Source organism: Nostoc sp., from assembly GCF_036917435.1.
Classification (GTDB): domain Bacteria; phylum Cyanobacteriota; class Cyanobacteriia; order Cyanobacteriales; family Nostocaceae; genus Nostoc.
Genome location: NZ_JBALDM010000038.1, coordinates 1 through 22981, shown reverse-complemented (window position 1 = coordinate 22981; position 22981 = coordinate 1). Strand labels below are relative to the sequence as shown.

Sequence of the window (22981 nt, the reverse complement as noted above, 5' to 3'; positions counted from 1 at the left end):
AAAACCGTTATATAATAATGAAATTTGCTCTTTGTCCCGATTCAATTTTGGAATTCCTAACTAAACTTATTTTAGTGTGAGGTCTACTGTGTCTGAAACTCCCGTATTAGATCAAATTATCAAAAATGTGCGGGTAGTTCGTCCCCATCAGGATGCAATCGAACTACTTGATTTAGGCATTAAGGATGGAAAATTTGCTCAGATTGCCTCTAATATTAGCGCAGACACAGGCAAACAGGTATTTGATGGCAAAAACCTACTAGGCTTCCCTGGAGTCGTGGATGCCCACATGCACGTCGGTATCTATCAACCCCTCGACAAAGATGCTGTGACTGAAACTAAAGCAGCCGCAATGGTAGGCGTGACTACCAGCCTAAATTACATCCGCACAGGGCAATATTATCTTAACAAAGGCGGCTCCTACCGCGATTTTTTTCCAGAGGTGTTGGCGTTATCCGCAGGTAATTTTTTTGTAGATTACGGCTATCACATCGCACCTATAGCTAGCCAGCATATTGACGAAATACCTTTATTGTTTGAGGAATACGGTATATCTTCGTTTAAAATCTTCATGTTTTATGGCGGCTATGGGTTGCATGGTTTATCAGACCAGCAAAATCTCTTTTTGATGATTAACAAAGAGGAAAGATACGACTTCGCCCATTTTGAATTTATTATGCGTGGTCTAACCCGCTTGATGGAAAAACATCCAGAAGCGCGAGATATTATCAGCTTAAGTTTGCACTGTGAAGTTGCAGAAATTCTCAACGCCTATACCAAAATAGTTGAAAATGATTCTAGTCTTAGCGGACTTCACGCTTACAGTGCAGCGCGTCCTCCTCATTCTGAAGGTTTAGCAATTTGCATTGCTTCTTATTTGGCAAATGAAACTAACTGTGTAAATATCAATTTGTTACATCTGAGTTCGCGGAAAGCAATGGAAGCAGCTTTGACTATGCAAACTGCTTTTCCTCACATCAATTTTCGGCGAGAAGTTACTGTCGGACATTTGTTATTAGATGTTGATACTCCTAATGGGATTTGGGCAAAAGTCAACCCCCCTATCCGTCCCCGCGCTGATGTAGAGTACTTATGGCAAGCTGTACTCAATAATCAAGTAGATTGGATAGTTAGCGACCATGCTTGCTGTTCTGCTGAACAAAAAAGAAGTAATAAAGACCCGAATAATATTTGGTTAGCAAAGTCTGGTTTTGGTGGTACAGAATATTTACTTTCTGGTGTATTTAGTGAAGGTAGCAAGCGGGGAATGTCTTACAATCAGATGGCTAAGTTGCTATCTTGGAACCCATCGCGGCGCTTTGGGTTGTTAGAAAAAGGTGATATTGCTGTTGGCTATGATGCTGATTTGGTGCTGGTAAATCCAAATGAAAGCTTTGTGGTAAGTGCTGCTGAATCAGAGTCACAACAAGGTTATACGCCTTTTGAAGGAGTGGAGTTAACTGGGCGGGTGAAGAGTACTTTTTTGCGTGGTAATTTGATTTACAACAATGGGCAAGTTCTAGGTTCACCTACTGGGAGGTATTTGAAACGCTCCCAGTCTTGAAGAACTCCCTCTAGATGAAAGTATTTGCAGGTTTAAAGTAGAGACAAAATTACTTCATATTTTGGCATCTATTTATTCCAACCCGAAGGATAGTACGTTTGTAATGGTGGTTCCCAGGCATGGTACGAAAGATGAGGATAGCCACCACGAATAAGAGCAAAGAATCCAGTTTCGGTGTATGCTGGGGCGTGTGTAATAAGTGGTGGACGCGAAAAATAACAACCTGGAGTCAAGAGACCTACCTGTGTTTTCATACTTCCCTGGAGGACAAATCCCTCTTCCGTCATAGGATGATACTCTCCAAAAGTTTCAGCAAACTGTGGTAATAATCCGATCAGCCAAGTGCTTCTTTTAATGTTACTATCGGCACGCAGGGTTTTTCTCATTGCTCCTGGAGGAAAACCTGGAGTGAGAGTTTGAGACCAAGGAATTAGATAGGAATTTAAAGAAGGTATATAATCTTGTCTTTTTGCCCCTGGTGCATCAGTTAGTGATTTTATAAAAATGGGTTCAGCGCTTGGCATCCATAGGGCTGTAGTATTTTCTTGAGTACTCCAAGCTTCCATGCAGACACCTTCAGGAATAAAGCCGTAAGTGTATTGTCCAAGATGCAGTTGTCCAATTTGCATTTGTCCACTAAGAACAAAAATTTCTATATCACAATTGAAATAACCAGAATCGCTTTTCCAGTGTTGCGTCCACTCAACAATTTCTGTAGAAGAACCGTTTTCGGTATCGAAACTCAGAATCTGTGTTTTAGCACCTTCCAAAAGACCATCAATAACCCAAGATTTCTGGGGGACATCTGCTGATTGAATAAACTCAATGTGTTTTCTGGGCATAAAACTTTTAGAGGCTGTATATAGTTATTTACTCAGTTGTATTGCCCTATTTTGAGCAATATTAAAAGATTATAAATTCTCTTGGTTTTAAAAACTAGCTTATTCTAGAAAAGCAATTACCACCTTTGATATTTCTTCAGGTATTTGGTTCATCATACATATTGTTCCGCCTTCAATATCAATCATCTTTGCATGAGGAATTGCTGTTAAAATAAACTCTCTATTATCTGCATTAGCAAAACCTAGCCTTTCTAATTGTTTTACGTCTTCTGTTCCAGACAATATTAGAGTTGGAGATTTAATTAAACTAAATCTTGCTTCCATTCTTTGGCAGTAGTCGATAACAGCTAAAGGTGCATACCAAGGATAGCCAAAACCTTTTAAATCGTCCAAAACCCAACGATGATTTAACTCAGCAGAACCTATATAGCTTGCCCTGGCTGACCATCTTTTCATAAGATGAGAACCATCTGCTTGTATCTTGAGATTTTCAAATTTATTGAATAAAGCTGCTTTTCCCTCTTCGTTAAAGTTATCTATGTTGCATAATATAATTTTTTCGACTCTCTCAGAATAAGCTGCTGCAACTTCTGCTGCTACACAAGCACCTGTATGGTTCCCAAGAATACTTGCGGTTTGTATTCCTAATTCGTCTATCAGCAAAATAACAGTTTTTGCATAATCTTCAATTGAATACATTTTGGATGGTTTATCAGAATCTCCTAATCCCAAAAAGTCCATAGCAATGACTAGTCTTTTTTGAGCAAATATTGGTATCAACTCGCGGAATTCGTCACCACTTCGGAAGTTTTGATGAAGTAAAAGCAGAGGTTTTCCTTCACCACCAATACGGTAAAGAATCTGCCCATCTTCAGTATCTAAAAATGCTCGCTTGATTGGTTTGTTCATAATCATGCTGATAAAATTTAGCGGTTCTTAATTGGTTGTAAATTGTTTATTAGGGTATATGGCGGTTCTCGTTTAGATGCGGTACAACGTTATGTCGCGGGGTGTGGGGGCACGATAGGCAGTGCCCATTGGTGTAAACTTAAGCTCAAACGCTTATTCCACATACCTTTTACCCCACCCTAACCCTCCCCTTATAAAGGGGAGGGAACCGGATTTGCTATTTCTACTCTTTCCAAGGGGGGATTAAGGGGGGTAATTCAATTTGTGTGTAGGGGGGTAGAGAGCTTTTACCTTAAATGACACCAATGGGCAGTAGCTTGCCCATTGGTGTATACTCACTAGGTAGGGAAACGCCATAACGTTGTTCTACCTCTAATACATATTGGTATTTGATGTTTTTTATTTTTGATTAGAGTAACAAAAATTTATGAGTAATTTTTACTTTTTATCTTTTTTGTGCTGCGGTTTGTAACCATTCAATTAGGGGTCTTAAGGTTCCTGGCAATGCTGACTCACTGACAGTCACTGTATGCTGCTTACCGTTATCTTCTACTGTTAACTTATACTGAAAGCGATCGCTCTCTTGATTTGGCGAGGTAATTAGTTCAGGTAGCCTAAATAAATCTGCAACCTCAACCAGTCGGGGAAGTGTGGCAGCTTCATGCGGTGGGAGAGTGTCTGTATCAACGGTTGTCTTCTTGCTGATTCCAGCAAAGCCGCCTGTGCGTTCAAAGGATATCCGCATTTTTTGCTCTCCGTTGTGTTATTTAGTCTGAATAAATACTTAAACTGGCAGATGATATCTATACATCTGCCAGTTTAGCAAGAACAAACAACAGATTTATCAGTCCTGAGTCTTGAGTGAGGCAGTGGAAGGTATGACTCCTGTAGACGCGATGAATCGCGTCTCTAAATAACTCCTACCTTTTGCCAAGCATTCTGCACAGCTTTTTGCTCATCACTACCATTACCGTAGAGTTCGCCAGCAACTTGAATGGTGACGTTTGCAGCTTTTTTAAAATCTGCTTTAGCATTTAAGCGATCGCGTAAGGTTATGTACCATATTTTGCCTGCTTTTTCCCAAGCATAGCCACCAATCGCAACAGCCGCTAAATAAAACGCATAGTTAGGAATTCCTGAGTTGATATGCACCCCACCGTTATCATCAGTACCTGTATATTTATCTTTTACATGGGCTGGTTGAGGATCTTTACCCAATACAGGATCGTTATAAGCTGTTCCCGGTGCTTTCATGGATCGCAGGGCAGTACCTTTGACAGTCGGTGCCAAAAGACCTTGCCCAATCAGCCAATCAGCCTGTTGTGCAGTGTGATTTTTGATCTTCTGTTTCACCAAAGAACCGAAAACATCAGAAAAGGATTCATTCAATGCCCCTGGTTCGCCATAGTACTGTAAACCCGCTTCATACTGGGTTATACCATGAGTTAGTTCATGCCCAATCACATCAATTGATGTCGTGAAGCGTTGAAACAGTTCTCCATCGCCATCACCATAAACCATTTGGTCGCCGTTCCAAAAGGCATTGTCATATTTAACGCCATAATGCACGGTGGAGTCTAAACGTAGTCCTTTGTCGTCAACGGAATTGCGATCGAATATCTCATGAAATAAGTCATAAGTAGCACCGGCAGCATCGTAGGCTTCATTCACTGCGACATCACTACTGGGAGGATCGCCTTCACCGCGCACTAATGTACCAGGAAGTTGCTGGCCATATTTTGCATCGTAGATGGTACGGCGCTTCTCACCCGGAGAAGGTGCAAATGAGACATTACCTACGACGTTTCTCCGTCCTAGAAATTGTGCTGAAATATTTAATGTATGAAAAGCCCAAGTACGCTGCTGGGGATTGCCATTCACCACGACATTTTTCAGTATATGGGGCGGGACAATACAACAAATAGGGCATCTAGAATCAAGTGCATCCTCATACTTGAACCCGGCTGATTTCTTTTTATTTCGAGCCATCCAAGATATTCTCCTTTTGAAACTAAGTTATGGTAAACAGTGGCTTTAAGTAAATGGGTCAAATTAAATATAAAACCTCACCCTGCCTCCGGCTTCCCTCTCCTTAGTAAGGCTACGGTGTATATACAAGTCTGAAAATACCTGACTAACCAAGGTTTTACCCCACCCTAACCCTCCCCTTATAAAGGGGAGGGAACTGGATTTTCCGGTTTCCCCCCTTTACAAGGGGGGATTAAGGGGGGTAATTCGACTTGTGTATACACAGCCTTACTAAGGAGAGGGATTGAGGGTGAGGTTTGCTCTTATATTTAATTACGCCTACCTATTGATGGTTTGTCAAATAAAGTTACCAAAAGTGAATCATTATTAACTGATTTAGTGCTGTTGGTTAGAATTTTACGGCGATACAGTAATAGTGGGTTGGAGAAATCGCTTAATTTCACCACAGGCAATATAAGACTTGCCATCAGGTGCTGTTTTCACTTCATCAACCACATAAAGGATTCCTTCTTCACGAACCGATCGCGGAAAACGCATGTTCCAATCGGGTTCATATCCGTCAGAAACTACCCTAGCACGTAACTTGCTGCCATCTTTGACGCACTGAACAAGAATTCCGTCCTTTACAGTGTCAGTTATGGGTAGGTCGGCGGCACTGGCAGGGCCTTTAGAGGCTTTGCCTGTATTAGCAATATTTGATTGTCTAGGAGTAACGAAGATATCTGCTTCACCGGGTTGAGCAAAACGAGTGATATTGCCATGTACGCGGTAGAAAGTGCGATCGCTTGAAAGTTCCAGACCTTCAACAACGTACCTTGCTCCCTCAGCCCGAATACTCCGGGGAAACTGGATATTCTTACTAGAATCGTAACCCTCGGATATGACTTTGACCCGCAGTTTACCCCCTTCCCGAACGCAATACAGTTCAACCCCTGAACCAACTTCATTCACAACCGGCATTGCGTACACTTCATCGCCAGCAGTGACACCGCGCCCCACCAGATCGCTGCGATTGCGGTTCATCGTTTGGTAAGATTGATCTCGCAATTCTTTGCGGCCGGCATTACCCAGAGCTTTTTGAGCGATTCGACCTGCGAAATACTCAAGTTGCTCGATCTCTTCAGCAATTTCAAAATTCTCGTTTAACCCTTTATCCCGCAAATCTTTGACAACGGTACGGAGGATTTCTTCGGCTTGTTGGTGTTTGCCATGTTCAGCTAAATCGAGGGCAGTTTCTTTGGCTTTAGCAATGGTGAGGCGGCTCAGTTCAAGAATGATATGGCTCGTAGAGGCAAAAGCAGCTTCCTCAACAGTGCCAACTTTAGCGATAATATCTGCTGTGCCTGAGACGCTTTGAATAAGGTCATTTTGGACAACATCGGCGCTGTAATGCAGTTTCATCACAGGTAACTCGCCAAGTTGAGCGCTTGATATCACTAAACTTAAGCCGAGAAGTTTGTCTTCACCCTCGTAAAGCTCTCCCAAGGCGATCGCAGTTTGACCAGCATCATTCTGGGTAACTTTGGCTAGACTTAAGGTATCAACAAGGCTGACACCATCAGCCAACTCAAGTGTCACCTTGAGGTTTTGTCCTACTACTGCTCTGAGACTGTCTAGCTCGATACTAAACACTTCAGTTGCTTCATCGATGCTTTGAATAAAGTAGAAGTTGCCTCTAGCTGCCCTTGCCATCCCAATCAGTAAGTCTTCATTGAAACCCTGAGCAAAACCTAATGTAGTTGTGGTGATGCCTTCTTCTGCTTTTTGCGCTGATGTCGCCGTTAGTACCTTGGGGTCTTGAATGCCCATATTGGCGTGACCATCGGTAAGCAAAAGAACACGATTGATTTTTTGCGGATCTAGTCCTGCTTTGACATGTTCGCAGCCTTTGAGCCATCCCCCCGATAAGTTGGTAATACCGCCTGCTCTGACTTTGCGGATTGAATTTTTTAGTGTGGCTTTGTTAGTCACAGCTTGGGGTGGTACAACGCTGTCCACTTCATCGTCGTAAACAACTACTGAGAGAATGTCATCAGGCTCAAGTTGATCTACCACAGACTCAGCAGCTTTGAGTGCATGATGTAAGGGAGCGCCTGCCATTGAACCGGAACGGTCAATTACAAGAGAAAGGTTAAGGTTGCGTCGAGGAGATTCAGCTATGTCAGCACGAAAACGTAGCAGAATATTGGTCTTTAATGAAGATCCTGCGGGAAGAATAGCCTGGTCAAATTCGTAACTTGTCTTCATCATTTTTTATATTTCTCAAAATTGGTTGTTATAGGCTACAAGCCTTATGATGCTGGGATAGGAAGTACTTTGTTTAGTTTACCCAAAATTAATTTTATTCAGTGTCAAAATAGAATTTAATGTAATATTTTATAGCTTTAATATTCCACTAGTGTTGGCAAAGCCCGTCATAGACATCACCCTTTCGGGAAAAATTTGCGATCTACTGATTTTTCCCCAGTATTGAAAGGCGATCGCACTGGTCACAATTGCGAGAAACTGAAAGCAGATCAATTAGGAGAGGAGAACCTAATGAGTTGGACTAAAGTTCTTGCAGTTGAAGCACTTTCCCCAGGTACGCGAGAAGTGGTGAAAGTTGGCAACCGGAAAATTCTACTTTTGAATCACGAAAATCAGCTTTATGCTGTAGATAATACGTGTCCCCACTTAAAATTACCTCTGAAAAGTGGCAAAATCAAAGATGGGGCGATCGTTTGTAGCTTCCATCACAGTGCTTTTGATCTGCGAACTGGTGAGGTACAAGACTGGTGTTCTTGGCCACCTGGGGTAGGTAAAGTACTCTCTTTGGTTTCACAACCAAAGGCGTTGCCAGTGTTTCCTCTTCGTGTGGAAGAAGGGAGTATCTGGGTTGATGTGCAAGAGGAATAAGTAGGTAGGCGTAATTAAATATAAGATCAAACCTCACCCTCAATCCCTCTCCTTAGTAAGGAGAGGGAAGCCGGAGGCAGGGTGAGGTTTGATATTTAATTTGATCCACTTATGTAGCAGCCTCTGTTGATTTGGTTGCCAGTAGGCTACAAAATGTTACCTAAGCTTTTTGCAGCATTTTGCCAATTCATTTTTGAGCGAGAATAAAAATATCCGAAACGGAGGATTGGCAAAAAACAACCTCCGCTTCCATAGCCTTCTCAATGCCCCAATGAAATCTCAAGAATTTTATAAATAAAGCAGCTTTGGCTTGTTCGTGCGAGATAATAAATATAAAATATGGCGATCGCAATCGATTTTGGTACTAGCAACACAGTCATTGCTCGTTGGAACCCTGTAACCCAGCAGCCAGAAACCCTGAGTCTACCAGGTTTATCAATTAAACAAAGTCTCAATCCGCCACTGATTCCCAGCTTGGTTTATGTTGAAGACGCAAGCCAAAATAAAGTCTTAGTAGGGCAACAAGTACGCGATCGCGGTCTTGATCTCAAGGGCGAAACGCGATTTTTCCGCAGCTTCAAGCGGGGTATTGGTGCAGATATCCAAGGTTTCTTACCCGAACTCGATGGCAAAATTGTCACCTTTGAGCAAGTAGGGCAATGGTTCCTCACCCAGGTGATTGAAGAACTAGCACCCCTGCAAGGTGGGTTAGATTCTCTCGTGTTAACTGTGCCCGTAGACAGTTTTGAAGCTTACCGTCACTGGTTAGGGAAAGTTTGTCAAGCCCTCCCCGTGGAACAGGTGCGGATGCTGGATGAACCCACAGCCGCCGCCTTGGGTTATGGCTTGGCAGATCAAGAAAATCTCTTGGTGATTGACTTCGGTGGTGGCACTTTAGATTTGTCCCTTGTGCGGTTGGATCAAAGCGTGCAAGCAACCACAAAGCCCTTGGGATTTCTCCTTAAGTGGGGTAATAAGTCTTTGGCTGAAGATTCAAAACAAAAAGTCAAAACTGCTCGTGTCCTGGCGAAAGCAGGGCAAAATTTGGGCGGTACTGACATTGATAATTGGTTAGTAGATTACTTTGCAAAAACTCAAGAGTTGGCGATAAGTTCCTTGACAACACGCTTGGCTGAACGGTTGAAAATTCAGCTATCAACCCAAAATCAAGCTAGTGAAGTTTATTTTGATGATGAAACTTATGAAAGCTATGAATTGGAATTAAACCGCGATACTTTTGAAAATATCCTCAAAGAACATGCATTTTTTGAGTTATTGGATGAGTCAATGACAACACTATTGCAGCAAGCAAAACGCCAAGGAATTGAACTTCCTGATATTAATGCAGTTTTGTTAGTTGGTGGAACAGTGCAATTGCCAGCAGTGCAGACATGGATAAAACAGTATTTTGAGCCAGAAAAAATCCGTTGCGAACGTCCCTTTGAAGCGATCGCTCAAGGTGCATTACAGCTAGCTCAAGGTGTGCAAATCAAAGACTTTCTATATCATAGTTATGGTATCCGCTACTGGGATCGCCGCAATCAGCGTCACAAATGGCATTCTCTGATTAAAGCGGGACAAGCATACCCAATGAGTCAGCCAGTGGAATTAGTCTTAGGTGCTTCTTTAGAAAATCAGCCCAGCATTGAATTGATTATGGGAGAATTGGGAGCAGATACGGGTAGTACTGAAGTTTATTTTGATGGCGATCGCTTAATTACCCGTCGTCTAGATGGTAACGAAACCAGCGTTAAACCTCTAAACGATCAAGAAGGCGCGAGGACAATTGCCCAACTCACACCAGCCGGATATCCTGGAAGCGATCGCATCAAAATTCTTTTTCAGGTTGATGAGCAACGCTTTTTGCGAATCACCGTTGAAGACTTGTTAACCAATGACACGCTTTTGGAAAATCAACTTGTGGCACAATTGAGTTAGATACAATGCACATTATCTAGTCGTAAAAAGCTGCCAATAAAAGTGCGTGGAATAATCTTGCCCAAGTGCAAGCAGTTTATCCTGAAGCAGAAGCTGTTGGGAATTTCACCGTTTTTAATATCAAAGGAAACAAATATCGTCTGATAGTTGATTTAGTTTACACCGACCAAATAATTTATCTTAAATACATTTTGACGCACGCAGAATACGATAAGGATAAATGGAAAAATGACCCTTACTTTTAACCGTGAAACTTATGCTAGTTTGCTTGCTCAATATCAACCCAAGGTTATCAAAACAGATGAGGAAAAGGAGCAAGCTATTACCCTAGCCGAAGAACTGTCTCATCGACTTAACCGAACTTTGGAAGAGTCGGCATTATTAGAAATGTTAGGTTTCCTTCCTCCAATCAAGTAACGAGATCGGCGATCGCTTCTGATGTAGCAGGTTGATAGCGGATACCTGCTTGCTTGAAGCGGTGTAAGGCTTCACCCAAGCGATCGCAATCTGCAATCAAACTTATCCGTACATAACCCTCACCTGCAACCCCAAAGGCATTACCTGGGGTAAGAACAACACCAGTTTGCTGCAATACATTCAAGGCAAAATCTGTGGAACCCATGCCAACGGGACACTTCACCCAAAGATACATTGTCGCCTTGGTTTTGGGGATATCCCAACCCAACTCTCCTAACCCATCAATGAGGAAATCGCGGCGGGTACGATAACGTTGTTGTACCTCGTGCAAATACACATCTGGAAGTTGCAAAGCTGTTTCGGCTGCTTTTTGTAAGGCAGAAAAAATACCGTAATCCAAGTTAGTTTTTAATGTCCGTAAACCTTGAATTACATGGCGGTTCCCCACCACAAACCCAACGCGCCAACCAGCCATATTGTAGGTTTTAGATAAGGTGTGAAATTCTACACCAATTTCTTTCGCGCCGGGAATTTCTAACAAGCTAGTGGGTTGATAACCATCAAAAGCTAACTCGGCATAACACAAGTCATGCACCAGCAAAATCTCATATTTGTGGGCAAAAGCGACGATTTCTTCAAAGAATTCGCGGGGGGCGGTGGCAGCAGTGGGATTACTGGGATAGTTGAAATAGAGAATCTTAGCTTGTCTTGCAATCTCATCAGGAATAGCAGCTAAATCAATTAACCAGTCATTCTCTGGTTTGAGAATCAAGCTGTGGATTTTCCCCCCTGCGATCGCAGGGCCGCGAAAATGGGCGGGATAAGCTGGGGAAGGAACCAAAACTAAATCGCCAGGGTTAACGTAGGCGATCGCTAAATGGGTTAATCCTTCTTTAGAACCCAGCAATGGCAAAGCCTCACTATCAGGATCGAGAACCACACCATAACGACGATGATACCAATTGGTGATAGCGCGGCGGAAACTAGCTGTGCCTTCAAAGGGCGGATAACCGTGATTGGCGGGATCTTTCAAGGCAGCGATCGCCGCTTCTACAACTGGTGCTGGCGTTGCACCATCGGGGTTTCCCATACCCAAATCAATTAAATCTAACCCTTGTTCCCGTGCTTTCGCTTTTAGTTCATCTAAACGGGCAAATACATAAGGTGGTAGTTTTTGTATGCGTTCTGCTGGGACAATCCAATTTAAACTCATTCTTCAACCTCGTCACTGATTCCCTTGGGTGAAACTCTATTCATGTCTCTACTATCTATAGGTGCAGTGGTGGAAACCATTGCTGCCATCAACTGTTCTGGCGCGACTTTAAAGGGTAGTCGATGGATGTCAGAATTAGGAACTAAAGCAATATCGGCGGCTGTTTGTAACTCGCCTAATGTTATATTGCCCAATCCCAAATCACTTAATTTTTGGGGTAGTCCAATTTCTGTGTAGAATTTTAACAACTGTTGTCGTGCCGATGCTGCTAGTTGATTGCCTTGTAGCATTTCTTCTAAACGCAGTTGCACCAAAATTCCAAAAGCAACTTTTTCGCCATGAATACTGCCATGTCCTGAAATGTGCGTTAAACCATTATGCACGGCATGGGCTGCAACTGTGCGACACTGCGCCCCTCCAAGTCCTCCAACTACCCCAGCTAATAAAACACTTGCGTCTACGACTTCTCGCCAAACTTCATTACCCGGTTCATTTAAGGCGGCGACTGACTTTTGCAAGAGGATATCTCGCAAAACTCTTGCTTGTTGCACCGCAGCAATAATTAAAGTGTCTTGCAAATGCCCGCTACTAACCGAGGCTTCATACCATTTAGCGATCGCATCACCAATTCCAGCTACTAAAGTCCGTTGTGGTGCAGTTTTAATCAAGTCATAATCGAGTATCAATAAATCGGGACAACGAGACAACCCTACATCATAGAGAAAGGCCCCATCTTCCGAATAAACATTCGATAAGGCACTCCAAGCGGCACAGGTAGCCCCTGATGTCGGAATTGTCACTACTGGTAACTGCAACTGCTGCGCGAGTAATTTCGCTGTATCTAAGGCTTTGCCGCCACCAAAACCGATAATTACATCAGCTTTATGTTCTTTTGCCTTCTTCTGTAAAGATTTCAGGCTAGCTTCGCAGCAATCTGCACCATAAGAAGCTTGGGCAATATGTAACTGTTGCGCTTCTAAAACTGGTTGTAAATTCTTTCGGCTGATGGCGAGAGTACATTCACCTGCCACAACTAAGGGACGACTTCCCAAACGGGCGATCTCTGCTGCGGCTGCTTGCAACACCCCAGAACCACGGATTACTTTTGCTGGCGCAATTGTGAGCGTAAATAATGAACTAGAGGTTTGAGTAGACAAGGAAGGTTGAGTAGAAATTTGATTAGACATATAATCTAGTTTGCCAAAACCTTGATATTTCTTAATGTAATAGACTTACAGTTAGAGATGCTTGTTGCCAAATAGCTACAAACTTATATCTGACTCAACTAGGTTTTAACCGATATAGTCGCGCCAACTCGTTAAGCCATTTAACGACGTTGCTCCAATCTGTAATGTCCATTAGCCTGAAATTCCGAACTATCAAAGTTTTGAATAACCGTATAATTAGTTAACATTACCACTCTCAGATTCTCAAGAAAAGTGATTGAGAACTGAATCATCTATATGGTGGCCATTCCAGCTAGGGATACGTGCGTCAGAGAAATGTATACTCCCACGCTGTTCCTTTTCCTGCAAAAAGTTGTAAAAATGTCAACAGTGGCAATTAGGATAACATCTGACAAATTACAACTGTCAGTATCCATTACACGCACACCGATCGATCTTTTTCCACAGTAAAACCACGAAAGTTTGAATATCTTAATCTAATAATAACTATTAATGTATCAGTAAATACAAAATAAATTATGTCGTTCTGATAACAAGCATTGGAATTGGAAATTGGAAATTGGGAATTGGGCAATAATTAATAGTTCTTCTCCCCCTGCTCCCTGATTCTTTCCCTATTCCCCATTCCCCATTCCCCATTCCCTATTCCCTTAAACGTTAGGTTTTGGCAATTGGGCGAATTTGTCTGTGTAAATTTCCACTGTGACTGGTGAATTTTGGTGAGAAACTAGCGATCGCTTGGCCTCACCCAAGTAAACTGGTACAGAAGCCCCTGGTTCCGGGTGAATAATGGTGCGGGCGCGAACTGTCAAATTTTCGTCTTCTCGTGTACCGGAACGACCATAAGAAAAAAGATTACTAGCTGCTTGACGTAAAGTTGCTTCTAATTGTGTGGGTGTAATTTGGGGTGATGTAGCAATCACTGCTTGGTTTGAGCCATTGTCATAAACTAAAGTGTACTTGGTTGCTCCTGGAATCACAGTCCGGCTCAAGGGGACTATTGACAGTCCAAATAAACCACCTGTCAGTACCAGCATAAAGCCAGTCGTACCCACCAGTCGAAAGCGAATGCCCCATTTGAGAATAAAAGCCAAAACTGTTAAAGCAGCGAATACCAAGGTAGCGATGCCTGACCATTGGGTGTACTGAAGAAAATTAGCTGTTGTGAGCATAAGGTTGGTTATGGATGCGTCTTTTTTTTCGTTACCGACATACCCATTTTACCGAGAGCTTACACCATACAGCACTTCCTGCTGCTATGAGGTACAAATACTTTGGATGCTATTAAGCGATCGCCCCCGCCCCGCCTGTAAATCGTTACCCTTGTTCCCCTGGCTTTTAGCTGATCGTTCGCCTGCTGTATTTTCCGATCAATATCCATTTTGGAGCAAAAATTGTGACTACATTTGACATAATACGGCTAAGAATGGCAAGGGTTTTAAACAGGTAGCGATAGTCATTTTGATAGTCAGCTAAGGTTGGAATTTACCCCAGTTTTACCTCACTTGATATTTTCAGACCATAATAAAACCCTTGCTTTACAAGGGTTTTAGTTGATGTAAGATGCTTCAAAACGGACATTAATTTGTTAAAGGCGGCACCCGGATTTGAACCGGGGGTGGAGGTTTTGCAGACCTCTGCCTTACCACTTGGCTATGCCGCCACACCCACACTATAGAGCTTTTTGCTTACCGCTTGATAGCTTAAACAGCATATAGGTCAGTTTAACAATAGTAGCACAAGATTGTGGGGTACAAATAGTGGGTTAACTGGATGTTTTTGGTAGTCTTTAGTATTGCTGTCACCATCCAGGTTCTCGTTACATCTGGATTAGCGATCGCTAATCAGAACTTCTGTCATAATGACATAGGCATAACTGAGCATATCTTTACCCGCTCTTGTTCGGGCTTTCTGTTGGTCTAGGAAGATTGCGATGCGGCTAAATGTGAGCGTCAAGCGCGTTAATTAACTTGACTTCATCGGCAAAATTTGCCCATCGAACAAAGTGAAATGGCCCGGCGATGGAACCCCACAGACGCTCATCAGTGTCTAAATCCCTTCCCCGGTCGAGGCTGAAAAATTCTTTAGCGTCAATCTCAAATTCATTATCTAGATAGGTATTTTTGCCGTCACGAACCACAATGCAGCCTTTACCGGGTTCAACTCTGCCTTTAAAGCTCTTACCTGTCCACTCTACAACCATGTTGCAACCTGACATTTTTTCCAATTGGTCAACGGATAAATCTTTTAAACGTTCAGGTTCACGAGATGCGCCGTAAAATTTTTGTTCTTCTTTAAGGGTGTAGTGTTCAATAATAATGTGGTTTTCTGCCGGAATCAAGTTCATTACCCGCAGCCTGTAGGGTTGATTGAGCATAAAATCATAAGCTTGTTCGAGAAACAAACTTACCCCTGAGAACAATTCCAAGGGAAGGGGACGGATACACACGCGAATGTGGGCATAAAAAGGCGGATTTTCAAAAGCTTGTTCTTGATTACTAAAATCAGCTGCCATCCATCGGGCTAAGGTAGCAATATCAGTAGAATGAGTCACGTTGCTTCGCTCCGAATTCAAAATTAACAATCCCCAAATTCTTCTTTATGCTCTTTATTTCGTGTACTCCGCGTCTGGATTGGCTAAATAAATTATTTTTATACCGCAGAGGCGCGGAGAACGCAGAGAAAAAACAATCTTATTTTATGAGTCATTTGGGCAATTTATAGATATTATGCTGCTTAAAATCCCATTGCCTCGGCGACTGCGCCCAATTCTGGTGCAATACCCTGTTTAAATTGACTGTGATTGTATTTAATAGCTGTGTCTGGGTCTTTTAAACCATTGCCAGTGAGGACACAAACTACCGTCGCTCCTGTCGGAATTTGGTCTTTCACCTGCAACAAGCCGGCTACAGAAGCGGCGCTAGCAGGTTCACAGAAGATCCCTTCTGATGATGCCAAAAGTCGATAAGCGTCGAGAATTTCTGCATCGGTAACGGCGTGAAAATTTCCTTGACTCGCGGTTTGGGCTGCGATCGCTAATTCCCAGCTAGCAGGGTTGCCAATGCGAATTGCTGTTGCTAGGGTTTCGGGATGCGCCACGGGCTGACCATGTACTAATGGGGCTGCACCTGCGGCTTGGAATCCCATCATTCGGGGTAAGCGATCGCACTTTCCATCTTGATGATATTGACAAAAGCCCATCCAATATGCTGTGATGTTTCCCGCATTACCAACGGGGATACACAGCCAGTCTGGGGCATCACCCAGCGCATCAACGATTTCAAAGGCTCCTGTTTTTTGCCCTTCTAGGCGGTAGGGATTGACCGAATTCACCAAAGTGACTGGATAGCTTTCGGCCATCTCACGGACAATTTCTAGCGCTTGGTCAAAATTACCTTTAATTGCCAATACTTCTGCACCATATAGTAATGCTTGGGCTAATTTGCCCAGTGCCACATAACCATCAGGAATTAATACAAAGGCATTCATCCCCCCACGTCTTGCATAAGCGGCGGCGGCGGCTGAGGTGTTACCCGTGCTGGCACAAATTACTGCTTTTGCCCCTGCTTCCTTGGCCTTGGAAATTGCCATAGTCATCCCCCGGTCTTTGAAGCTGCCGGTAGGGTTCAGACCATCATATTTTACAAAAACCCGTACTTGTCTGCCAATACGTTCTGCGATCGCTGGCGCTGGTATTAGAGGTGTGTTGCCCTCCAAGAGAGTGACAACCGGTGTGTTTTCGCTGACAGGCAAGTATTGGCGATAGGCTTCTATCAGCCCGGGCCAGGGTTGGCGATAAGATTTAGCAACAGACAGGCTCAAAGTCACAGGATTTAAAATTTCTTAATGTTTTGGATTGGATATTTAAAGAAAGTGGCAGATGGAAGCGGAAGAGGAAGAAAGCTAATTTTTCTTTGCCCTGTCCTAGCCCTTGAATTCCAAAAGAATATTACTTATAGAATATTATTTTTTGTGGTGCAGGTGTTTCACTTGCCATTTTTATTTAGAATACCAGTTAAATAGACAATGCGCTGTCTCTCCTTGGCAGTAGCATTGGGCGAGTACTTGCCCAAGTCATTTAGGGTGGTGTTTTCTTTGGAACACAGCCACCACGATCGCCGTCTCTGATGATTGAACCTGAAATCCATTAGAGTAATTGATGAAAAATATACAATATTTTAATAAAGCTTAAAAGAGCATTATTATAATATTTCTAATGGTGTGAGTTAAATTGTGGATTTAATTAGGCTATGTCTACCTGTTTATCTAGTGTTTCCGATCGCGAATCCCACGCTAACTGGGTCAGTAAGCTAACCAAGTCTTATTATCAAGACGATCAGCAAGCTAAATTTATGCATTTACAAGCAGAGGTAGACTCTCTGTTGCAGCAGTTAGAAAACCTCAAGAACCAACGTCTAGCTGAAACTAGCCAAAAAGAATAAGTCAATTTTGGAAATAGCGATGTCTACGACGGGCTACGCCTAGGCCAGTACTTTGATCGAGGGGCGTATTATTCAAAGCGCTGATTTTTCTCTGACCAGCGCCTCAAACTGTAGTTACGAGCATTTTCTACTAATAAGGCTAAGGATTGCAGGTCTGAAAGCTTGGCGATCGCAGAGAGTCTTTGTAAGTCATTTCCTGTAAAATCAGTGTAAATGACTTCATTGCGATCGGACAAAATTATAGTCCGGTCGCGGCGTTGCTCTATATTTCCCCCCTGAATTTCAGGTGCAGACTGATTCAGGGATGCTATTGCTACTGCTGAGATAGTCAGTATTATTTCTGGTTGAGCGTTATTTGTTAAATCAATCACTTGAACGGGCCAATCACCCAACTTTTCTTGCATCTGCTCAAAGCTAGGAATAGCACCAGCCGCAACTTCACCAGATTGCTGTAAAGATTTCCAAAGATTCGATAATATTACATTCACCCCTTGGGGATTTTGTTGATACAGTTGTTGTAGAGTGATGGGAGATGGTTGTACCCATTCCAACGCTGCATTTGTTAAGGCTAAAGGTTTGGGTTGGATAACATCGTTTTGATTCTCTGGAACTTTTGGGCCAGCAGCTAATAGGCGCAAAACTTTACCCCGTAGTTGCACCGCTTTGATAGCAGCTATAGTAATTTGTTGTTCTCCATTTGGCAACCAGACTACAATCTGGATTTCTGGGTCAGAAGTGATTCCCAAAGTTTTCCATAAAAATTTGGCGATATCAGTTTTGGGTGGGTTGAAATTTTCAAAGGGGGAATTTAACCAGCGTTTCCCATTATTAAATGCACTCACCTCTACCTGATACCAAACTTGATTATCTGTGAGTTTCAAGTCTGCTGAGGAATTTTGTTGCAGCCACTCGCTACTAGTAACTTGAGAAATTGGTTGCACTGTACCAACAATCTGACTAGGGTGAGTAGAGGATATTTGCGACTTTGCACCCTCACCATTCAGTCTTGCTAAGAAACCTTGAATATAGGCAAGATTATCTTTTGTAATTTTTGGTTGCGTCTTTAACCAAGAATTAGCGTGTTCTTCTCCCTGCTGAACTGCTAAAATTAAGGCGAACCAAGCTTGCACCTCTAATCTATTTGGGTTCACTCGCAACGCCGCAGCAGTCCGATTCCACAATCGGTTTTTATCCGCTTTGAGTAGAGTAGCAATTTCTTGGACATTATGTGGTGACGCTTCAAACACCTCTAAAGCTTTCTCCCAGCGACCATCAATCAAGTTTGCTAACACTTCTTGACTAGGACTTGCCCATTTTTTCTGGGCTTGGGTTTTAGTAATTTGGGAATGCAAGCGAATCAAATCCATTTGCCCTTGCGCCGTCTGTGGAAAAACTCCTTTGCGCTGTTCCTTGATGAATTTCAACCATTCAAAGGCTGGTGTCCACAGTCCACTACGAGCAATTGCTAGGGCATTTTGATATGCAGAATCCTTGAAGGCTGGTGATTTGAGGCTAATCGCCTCCAATTCAATTGGTTTGAGTAATAACTTCACAGGCTTGACTTGATAAACCTGTAAATACGGTTCTAAACCTATAGTTTGATCGATAACTAACTCTTTTGTACCATCACCAGTTACCTGCTGCCATTTAGGTAATTGTCCGTTAGGACTTCTCCAAGACAACATTTGTAGTAAATTGGTGCGTTCTGGATTGTAGTATACAATATAACCGTAAGCGATCGCACCAGTTCCTTGTTGGCGTTTACCCCACAAATTAAACCAAACCCCTGGTGATGGTGTGCCACTATCAAAGCGTTGCACTTCAGTTAAAGGTAAGGGAATGCTGATATCTTGGAGTTCTAATGTCTCATCAAGTGAGGGAGAAATCACAAAGGATTCTTCTGGCCCAGTTACAGATAGTTGACTCGTTAGGTAGTAGTAATTTTCTGACTGGGATTTAAACTCTAACTCTTCTGAACGCTCGTAAACCCTGATTTCCACAAGTGTTTTACAATCAGATTGACAATTAGCACGCTGTTGAAAAACAGGTAGTAAAAAAGAGTTTTTCGCATTCTGATTTAAAGACAGAGTTTCCCCAAATATTTGGTTTTTTTGACTCAAATCGAGTTGAATTTGTTTGATAGTTTTGGGGCGTTCGTGCTTACCAAGGGGGATTTGCGCCCATGCAGGTAAAATTTTATTTAGCCAGCTTACCTGGTCTGGATTGAAGATAAAGAGAACGCTAATCCAGGCAAAAGCCATAATTAGACAAGCACTACTTACCAGAATTGCGTAGCTTGCCACCGTAGGCATCGCTAATGTTGACGAGAACCAACTTCCCCGTTTTAGCTTTTTCTGGGGTTTTTTAGCGATGCGTTTCGTCACATCTGCATGAGGTTTATTTGGTTTAGAGGCTTTTGGTATCAGCTTGCGTGGACGATTTGCCATAGATTGGGGATTAGAAATAGAGGATTGGGAATTGAGAAAACTCTTTCCTAGTTCCCAGTACCTAGTCCCCAGTCTCCAATACCCAATACCCTGTTATACTCGTCCTTTCAGAAGTTGCCCAGAAAGATTTAAATCTAATTTTGAACAAAATCCGTAAATTTTCCCAGGTGAAGGCTAAACAATAGCGCATACACTCTTCACTTAAGTATGTGAGCAGAGTGTAAAAAGTTGAAAGGTATACTTATTAGCCGCAGTCATGCGAAAATCTGGATGCTCGCATGGTTACTAATTGCGGGAGTAAATGGAGTTGCTCAAAAAGCATCAGCACAAGAGTATATCAAAACAAAAACTACTCAAGCGCAAGAGAGTACAGATTTAAATTCTCTTCCCCTCTCCCCAATAAATCCGATGGCGCAAGTTACATCGGTTTCTCAACTCAAGGACGTACAACCCAACGATTGGGCATTCCAAGCATTACAGTCTTTAGTGGAACGCTATGGCTGTATAGCAGGCTATCCAGATAGTAGCTATCGCGGTAATCGCGCCTTAACTCGGTATGAATTCGCCGCTGGGGTGAATGCTTGCTTAGATAGAGTCAAGGAATTAATCACTACAGCCACCAGCGATTTAGTCACCCACGAAGATTTAGCAACATTAAAAAAATTACAGTCAGAATTTGCCCCTGAATTAGCAATTTTGCGGGGTCGTGTCGATAGTTTAGAAGCCAGAACTGGCGAAATTGAAGCTAACCAATTCTCAACAACAACTAAACTCAGTGGACTACTAATAGTTGGCATTCAAGGACGGACTAATAATCGTGGTGATGTGAATCCTAGAGATGGACAAAAAGATACAAATGATGCTGGAACAAACATTAATGTTATCTCTCTAGCGCAACTATATTTAACTAGTCAAATCACTCCCCGTAGTTATTTGTTTACAGGTCTTTTAGATGGTAAAGGAAAAACTTCGCCTAGATTTACCAATAGTGTTTCCCGAAATGATGTTTTACTTGGCTACGAATTTCCTACAGATAGCTTGATTATAAGTGACCTCAATTTTCATTGGCTGGTGACAGATAAATTAGCAATAATGGTGGGAACAGAAGGCGTAAGTATGCCGGTTGCTTTCCGAGGCCCAAATCGGGTAGAAAGTGCTGCAACAGGGCCACTGTCCTATTTTGCCCAAAGAAATCCAATTTTAAATATAGGATATGGCCACGGCGGTATAGCTATTGATTGGCAATTTGCTAAACGCGCTAGTTTGCAGGCAATTTATACTAGTTATAAACCAGGAAATCCCGGTAAAGATAGCGGTTTATTTGATGGAACTACTACTACAGGTGTGCAATTGCTGCTGACACCAACTGATACTCTAGATTTAAGTTTATATTACGTTAATAATTATTCTTCAGATGGTTGTTTGCTAACATTTGTTGGTGATGAATGTTTAACTACAGTTAATACCACTACCGGAAAATCAGCACCTTTACAAACTAATGCCGTTGGTGCAACTGTAACTTGGCAAATTTCACCCCGCATTAGCGCAGGTGCGTGGGGTGGTTATACTAAATCTTACATTCCTGGGCAATCAGGAAATGTAGAAACGACGAATTATATGGTGTTTATGAATTTCCCTGACTTATTTGCTAAAGGAAATTTGGGAGGAATTTATGTCGGTCAACCTCCTAAAATCACCAGTAGTAGTTTACCTGTGGGGAATAATGTCCCTGATTTTATTAATACTGGTTTAGGACGTGCAGGGGGACAACCAGGGACAACCACTCAAATTGAGGCATTTTATCGTTTCCAGCTAACAGATAACATCAGCATTACACCAGGAATAATTCATCTATTAGAGCCTGGTAACACACCAGATAATGACTCAGTTACCATCGGCATTCTGCGGAGTACTTTTACTTTTTAATTTTGTTTGCAGATAAATATCATAAGCTTTTTCACATTGAAATTTCATACAGCAGATTGCAACTTGGTGACGTACAGACCACCGTAGGGGCACAACATGTTGTGCCCCTACCCATGTACTTCATTTACCCGCAATACGCTGTATACTAGGCGGGCAATATCCCCACCCCATAAGAGTTATGTTTAATTGGGTTATATAAATTAGATATTTTTTAGCTTAGAACTGACAGCTTTTTGTTCGTATTATTTGTATTTTAGCTAATATATCGCAGGTTAATTGTAATGTAATACCAAAAGATCAGCAACAAAAAAGACGGGGGTTAGCCCGTCTTCTGTATAATAAGTAAAAACATCTTGGTAATTTCTGCAATATATCAAAATTGTTTAATTATAATCTGCCAAATTGCCAAATCCTTACTAATAATACATGAATATTAATTTCTCTGTCATTAGATATTTTTATCAGCTATAAATTTGACTCTCAACACAACTTAATAGCTACTTAAAGGGTCTAGTGATGAATTTTAACAAACAATATAGTTTTATGTTTTGTTAATCAATATCGCATAGGGCGTGCCAATTCGGTACATTCAAAAAGCTGTAACCCCCAATAGCCCATCGTAGACATCGCACCATCAGTTAGATATACTTATACTTTCTCTAGATAGAAAAAATTACTGACGGCGAAGTCGATCGTGAACCTAAGCATAGTTGATGACAAATTGCAGATAGAATTTACCTTTAAAGAGCAACTGCTAGCTGTTCGCTTGAATAAACTTTGGCAAATACCACTAGCCCATATTGAACAAGTTACGACAGCCGAACCCCAAAGTAATTGGCGAGAATTACGTGCCCCTGGTAGCTTTATTCCTGGAGTGATTAAGGCTGGAACTTATTACACTAACCGAGGTAAAGAGTTTTGGTATGTGAATCGAGAGACAAATTATTTAACTATTCAATTGCGAGATGAATCCTATAATCGGATTATCTTAACTCTTAATAACAATGAGTCTTGGCAACAAAGACTTACTCAGATAATTGCTGCATAAGTTCATTAAACTATCTACATTAATCTCCCATGCGAAACACTACCCCAAGTAAGGGAAGCAGAAGCCCTCTTAACGAGTCGCGGAAGTCCCCACCCTCAATGTACTCATAGGGTGGGGATTGTGAGCGGACGGCGACGAAACCAACTCCGACCGATATTAGTCGT

20 protein-coding genes, 1 tRNA gene and 1 pseudogene are annotated in these 22981 nt (G+C 42.2%); 9 read left to right on the top strand and 13 right to left on the bottom strand.

Going from position 1 to position 22981, the window contains the following annotated elements; translation table 11 throughout:
- Window positions 1-88 precede the first annotated feature (88 nt).
- A complete protein-coding gene (locus V7K98_RS18055) occupies window positions 89-1564 on the top strand; it encodes an amidohydrolase family protein (RefSeq protein ID WP_335024193.1) in 1476 nt (491 codons plus the stop codon).
- Between the two features lie 68 nt (window positions 1565-1632).
- Here the strand turns inward: V7K98_RS18055 and V7K98_RS18050 are convergent, their stop codons facing one another.
- The 5 genes from V7K98_RS18050 to V7K98_RS18030 form a co-directional block, all read right to left on the bottom strand.
- A complete protein-coding gene (locus tag V7K98_RS18050; protein ID WP_335024191.1) occupies window positions 1633-2406 on the bottom strand; it encodes a DUF4437 domain-containing protein in 774 nt (257 codons plus the stop codon).
- Between the two features lie 99 nt (window positions 2407-2505).
- Window positions 2506-3315 carry an alpha/beta fold hydrolase gene (locus V7K98_RS18045; protein WP_335024189.1) on the bottom strand — a complete coding sequence of 270 codons (810 nt, stop codon included), beginning with the start codon at window positions 3313-3315 and terminating at the stop codon, window positions 2506-2508.
- 445 nt (window positions 3316-3760) lie between these two features.
- A complete protein-coding gene (locus tag V7K98_RS18040) occupies window positions 3761-4060 on the bottom strand; it encodes a protealysin inhibitor emfourin (protein WP_335024187.1) in 300 nt (99 codons plus the stop codon).
- 164 nt (window positions 4061-4224) lie between these two features.
- The gene (locus tag V7K98_RS18035) at window positions 4225-5304 is read right to left on the bottom strand and encodes a M4 family metallopeptidase (RefSeq protein WP_335024185.1); all 1080 of its coding nucleotides are present in this window, start codon (window positions 5302-5304) and stop codon (window positions 4225-4227) included.
- Between the two features lie 396 nt (window positions 5305-5700).
- Window positions 5701-7554, bottom strand: a complete 1854-nt coding sequence (locus tag V7K98_RS18030) for a vWA domain-containing protein (RefSeq protein WP_335024183.1) — start codon at window positions 7552-7554, stop codon at window positions 5701-5703.
- A gap of 288 nt (window positions 7555-7842) precedes the next feature.
- Here V7K98_RS18030 and V7K98_RS18025 point away from each other — a divergent pair, with 288 nt between their 5' ends.
- The 4 genes and pseudogenes from V7K98_RS18025 (at window position 7843) to V7K98_RS18010 (ending at window position 10554) form a co-directional block, all read left to right on the top strand.
- Entirely contained in the window at window positions 7843-8199 is a 357-nt protein-coding gene (locus V7K98_RS18025) for a Rieske (2Fe-2S) protein (RefSeq protein ID WP_163928064.1), read from the top strand.
- Window positions 8200-8538: 339 nt separating this feature from the next.
- A complete protein-coding gene (locus V7K98_RS18020; RefSeq protein WP_335024181.1) occupies window positions 8539-10137 on the top strand; it encodes an Hsp70 family protein in 1599 nt (532 codons plus the stop codon).
- A 26-nt stretch (window positions 10138-10163) separates the two neighbouring features.
- A pseudogene (locus V7K98_RS18015) lies at window positions 10164-10382 on the top strand (type II toxin-antitoxin system HigB family toxin); the annotation flags it as partial.
- On the top strand, window positions 10366-10554 hold the full coding sequence (locus tag V7K98_RS18010; RefSeq protein WP_335024179.1) for a hypothetical protein: 189 nt from the start codon (window positions 10366-10368) through the stop codon (window positions 10552-10554). The pseudogene V7K98_RS18015 and the gene V7K98_RS18010, both read left to right, overlap by 17 nt.
- Here V7K98_RS18010 and V7K98_RS18005 read toward each other — a convergent pair.
- From V7K98_RS18005 to V7K98_RS17990, 4 genes are all read right to left on the bottom strand, one after another.
- Entirely contained in the window at window positions 10547-11767 is a 1221-nt protein-coding gene (locus V7K98_RS18005) for an aspartate aminotransferase (RefSeq protein ID WP_335024177.1), read from the bottom strand. The genes V7K98_RS18010 and V7K98_RS18005 overlap by 8 nt on opposite strands.
- Window positions 11764-12954, bottom strand: coding sequence for an iron-containing alcohol dehydrogenase family protein (locus V7K98_RS18000; RefSeq protein WP_335024175.1), 1191 nt, complete (start codon window positions 12952-12954; stop codon window positions 11764-11766). Before V7K98_RS18000 ends, V7K98_RS18005 begins: the two co-directional genes overlap by 4 nt.
- Before the next feature lie 650 nt (window positions 12955-13604).
- The gene (locus V7K98_RS17995; protein WP_335024173.1) at window positions 13605-14126 is read right to left on the bottom strand and encodes a Ycf51 family protein; all 522 of its coding nucleotides are present in this window, start codon (window positions 14124-14126) and stop codon (window positions 13605-13607) included.
- A 420-nt stretch (window positions 14127-14546) separates the two neighbouring features.
- Window positions 14547-14617, bottom strand: a tRNA-Cys gene (locus tag V7K98_RS17990).
- 110 nt (window positions 14618-14727) lie between these two features.
- Here V7K98_RS17990 and V7K98_RS17985 point away from each other — a divergent pair.
- Window positions 14728-14877 carry a hypothetical protein gene (locus V7K98_RS17985; RefSeq protein WP_335024171.1) on the top strand — a complete coding sequence of 50 codons (150 nt, stop codon included), beginning with the start codon at window positions 14728-14730 and terminating at the stop codon, window positions 14875-14877.
- Window positions 14878-14893: 16 nt separating this feature from the next.
- On the opposite strand, the gene V7K98_RS17980 is transcribed toward V7K98_RS17985, so the two are convergent.
- The 3 genes from V7K98_RS17980 to V7K98_RS17970 form a co-directional block, all read right to left on the bottom strand.
- Window positions 14894-15508 (bottom strand): chromophore lyase CpcT/CpeT, encoded by a 615-nt coding sequence (locus tag V7K98_RS17980; RefSeq protein ID WP_335024169.1) that lies wholly within the window; start codon window positions 15506-15508, stop codon window positions 14894-14896.
- A gap of 182 nt (window positions 15509-15690) precedes the next feature.
- Window positions 15691-16782: a threonine synthase gene (thrC, locus tag V7K98_RS17975; protein WP_335024167.1), complete on the bottom strand. Its 1092-nt coding sequence runs from the start codon at window positions 16780-16782 to the stop codon at window positions 15691-15693.
- Between the two features lie 158 nt (window positions 16783-16940).
- Entirely contained in the window at window positions 16941-17102 is a 162-nt protein-coding gene (locus tag V7K98_RS17970) for a hypothetical protein (RefSeq protein WP_335024165.1), read from the bottom strand.
- A 102-nt stretch (window positions 17103-17204) separates the two neighbouring features.
- Here V7K98_RS17970 and V7K98_RS17965 point away from each other — a divergent pair, with 102 nt between their 5' ends.
- Window positions 17205-17396, top strand: a complete 192-nt coding sequence (locus tag V7K98_RS17965; RefSeq protein WP_335024163.1) for a hypothetical protein — start codon at window positions 17205-17207, stop codon at window positions 17394-17396.
- A 68-nt stretch (window positions 17397-17464) separates the two neighbouring features.
- Here V7K98_RS17965 and V7K98_RS17960 read toward each other — a convergent pair whose 3' ends face one another.
- Window positions 17465-19843, bottom strand: coding sequence for a hypothetical protein (locus V7K98_RS17960; RefSeq protein ID WP_335024161.1), 2379 nt, complete (start codon window positions 19841-19843; stop codon window positions 17465-17467).
- A 270-nt stretch (window positions 19844-20113) separates the two neighbouring features.
- Between V7K98_RS17960 and V7K98_RS17955 the strand changes: the two genes are divergently transcribed.
- Window positions 20114-21769 (top strand): iron uptake porin, encoded by a 1656-nt coding sequence (locus V7K98_RS17955; RefSeq protein WP_335024159.1) that lies wholly within the window; start codon window positions 20114-20116, stop codon window positions 21767-21769.
- A gap of 694 nt (window positions 21770-22463) precedes the next feature.
- Entirely contained in the window at window positions 22464-22817 is a 354-nt protein-coding gene (locus V7K98_RS17950) for a hypothetical protein (protein ID WP_335024157.1), read from the top strand.
- Window positions 22818-22981: the final 164 nt, after the last annotated feature.

Bases quoted from the DNA above. Each gene is read 5' to 3' on its own strand.
- V7K98_RS18050 (WP_335024191.1), bottom strand. From the start codon at position 2,406: ATGCCCAGAAAACACATTGAGTTTATTCAATCAGCAGATGTCCCCCAG.
- V7K98_RS18045 (WP_335024189.1), bottom strand. From the start codon at position 3,315: ATGAACAAACCAATCAAGCGAGCATTTTTAGATACTGAAGATGGGCAG.
- V7K98_RS18040 (WP_335024187.1), bottom strand. From the start codon at position 4,060: ATGCGGATATCCTTTGAACGCACAGGCGGCTTTGCTGGAATCAGCAAG.
- V7K98_RS18035 (WP_335024185.1), bottom strand. From the start codon at position 5,304: ATGGCTCGAAATAAAAAGAAATCAGCCGGGTTCAAGTATGAGGATGCA.
- V7K98_RS18030 (WP_335024183.1), bottom strand. From the start codon at position 7,554: ATGATGAAGACAAGTTACGAATTTGACCAGGCTATTCTTCCCGCAGGA.
- V7K98_RS18025 (WP_163928064.1), top strand. From the start codon at position 7,843: ATGAGTTGGACTAAAGTTCTTGCAGTTGAAGCACTTTCCCCAGGTACG.
- V7K98_RS18020 (WP_335024181.1), top strand. From the start codon at position 8,539: ATGGCGATCGCAATCGATTTTGGTACTAGCAACACAGTCATTGCTCGT.
- V7K98_RS18010 (WP_335024179.1), top strand. From the start codon at position 10,366: ATGACCCTTACTTTTAACCGTGAAACTTATGCTAGTTTGCTTGCTCAA.
- V7K98_RS18005 (WP_335024177.1), bottom strand. From the start codon at position 11,767: ATGAGTTTAAATTGGATTGTCCCAGCAGAACGCATACAAAAACTACCA.
- V7K98_RS18000 (WP_335024175.1), bottom strand. From the start codon at position 12,954: ATGTCTAATCAAATTTCTACTCAACCTTCCTTGTCTACTCAAACCTCT.
- V7K98_RS17995 (WP_335024173.1), bottom strand. From the start codon at position 14,126: ATGCTCACAACAGCTAATTTTCTTCAGTACACCCAATGGTCAGGCATC.
- V7K98_RS17985 (WP_335024171.1), top strand. From the start codon at position 14,728: ATGTTTTTGGTAGTCTTTAGTATTGCTGTCACCATCCAGGTTCTCGTT.
- V7K98_RS17970 (WP_335024165.1), bottom strand. From the start codon at position 17,102: ATGGATTTCAGGTTCAATCATCAGAGACGGCGATCGTGGTGGCTGTGT.
- V7K98_RS17965 (WP_335024163.1), top strand. From the start codon at position 17,205: ATGTCTACCTGTTTATCTAGTGTTTCCGATCGCGAATCCCACGCTAAC.
- V7K98_RS17960 (WP_335024161.1), bottom strand. From the start codon at position 19,843: ATGGCAAATCGTCCACGCAAGCTGATACCAAAAGCCTCTAAACCAAAT.
- V7K98_RS17955 (WP_335024159.1), top strand. From the start codon at position 20,114: ATGCTCGCATGGTTACTAATTGCGGGAGTAAATGGAGTTGCTCAAAAA.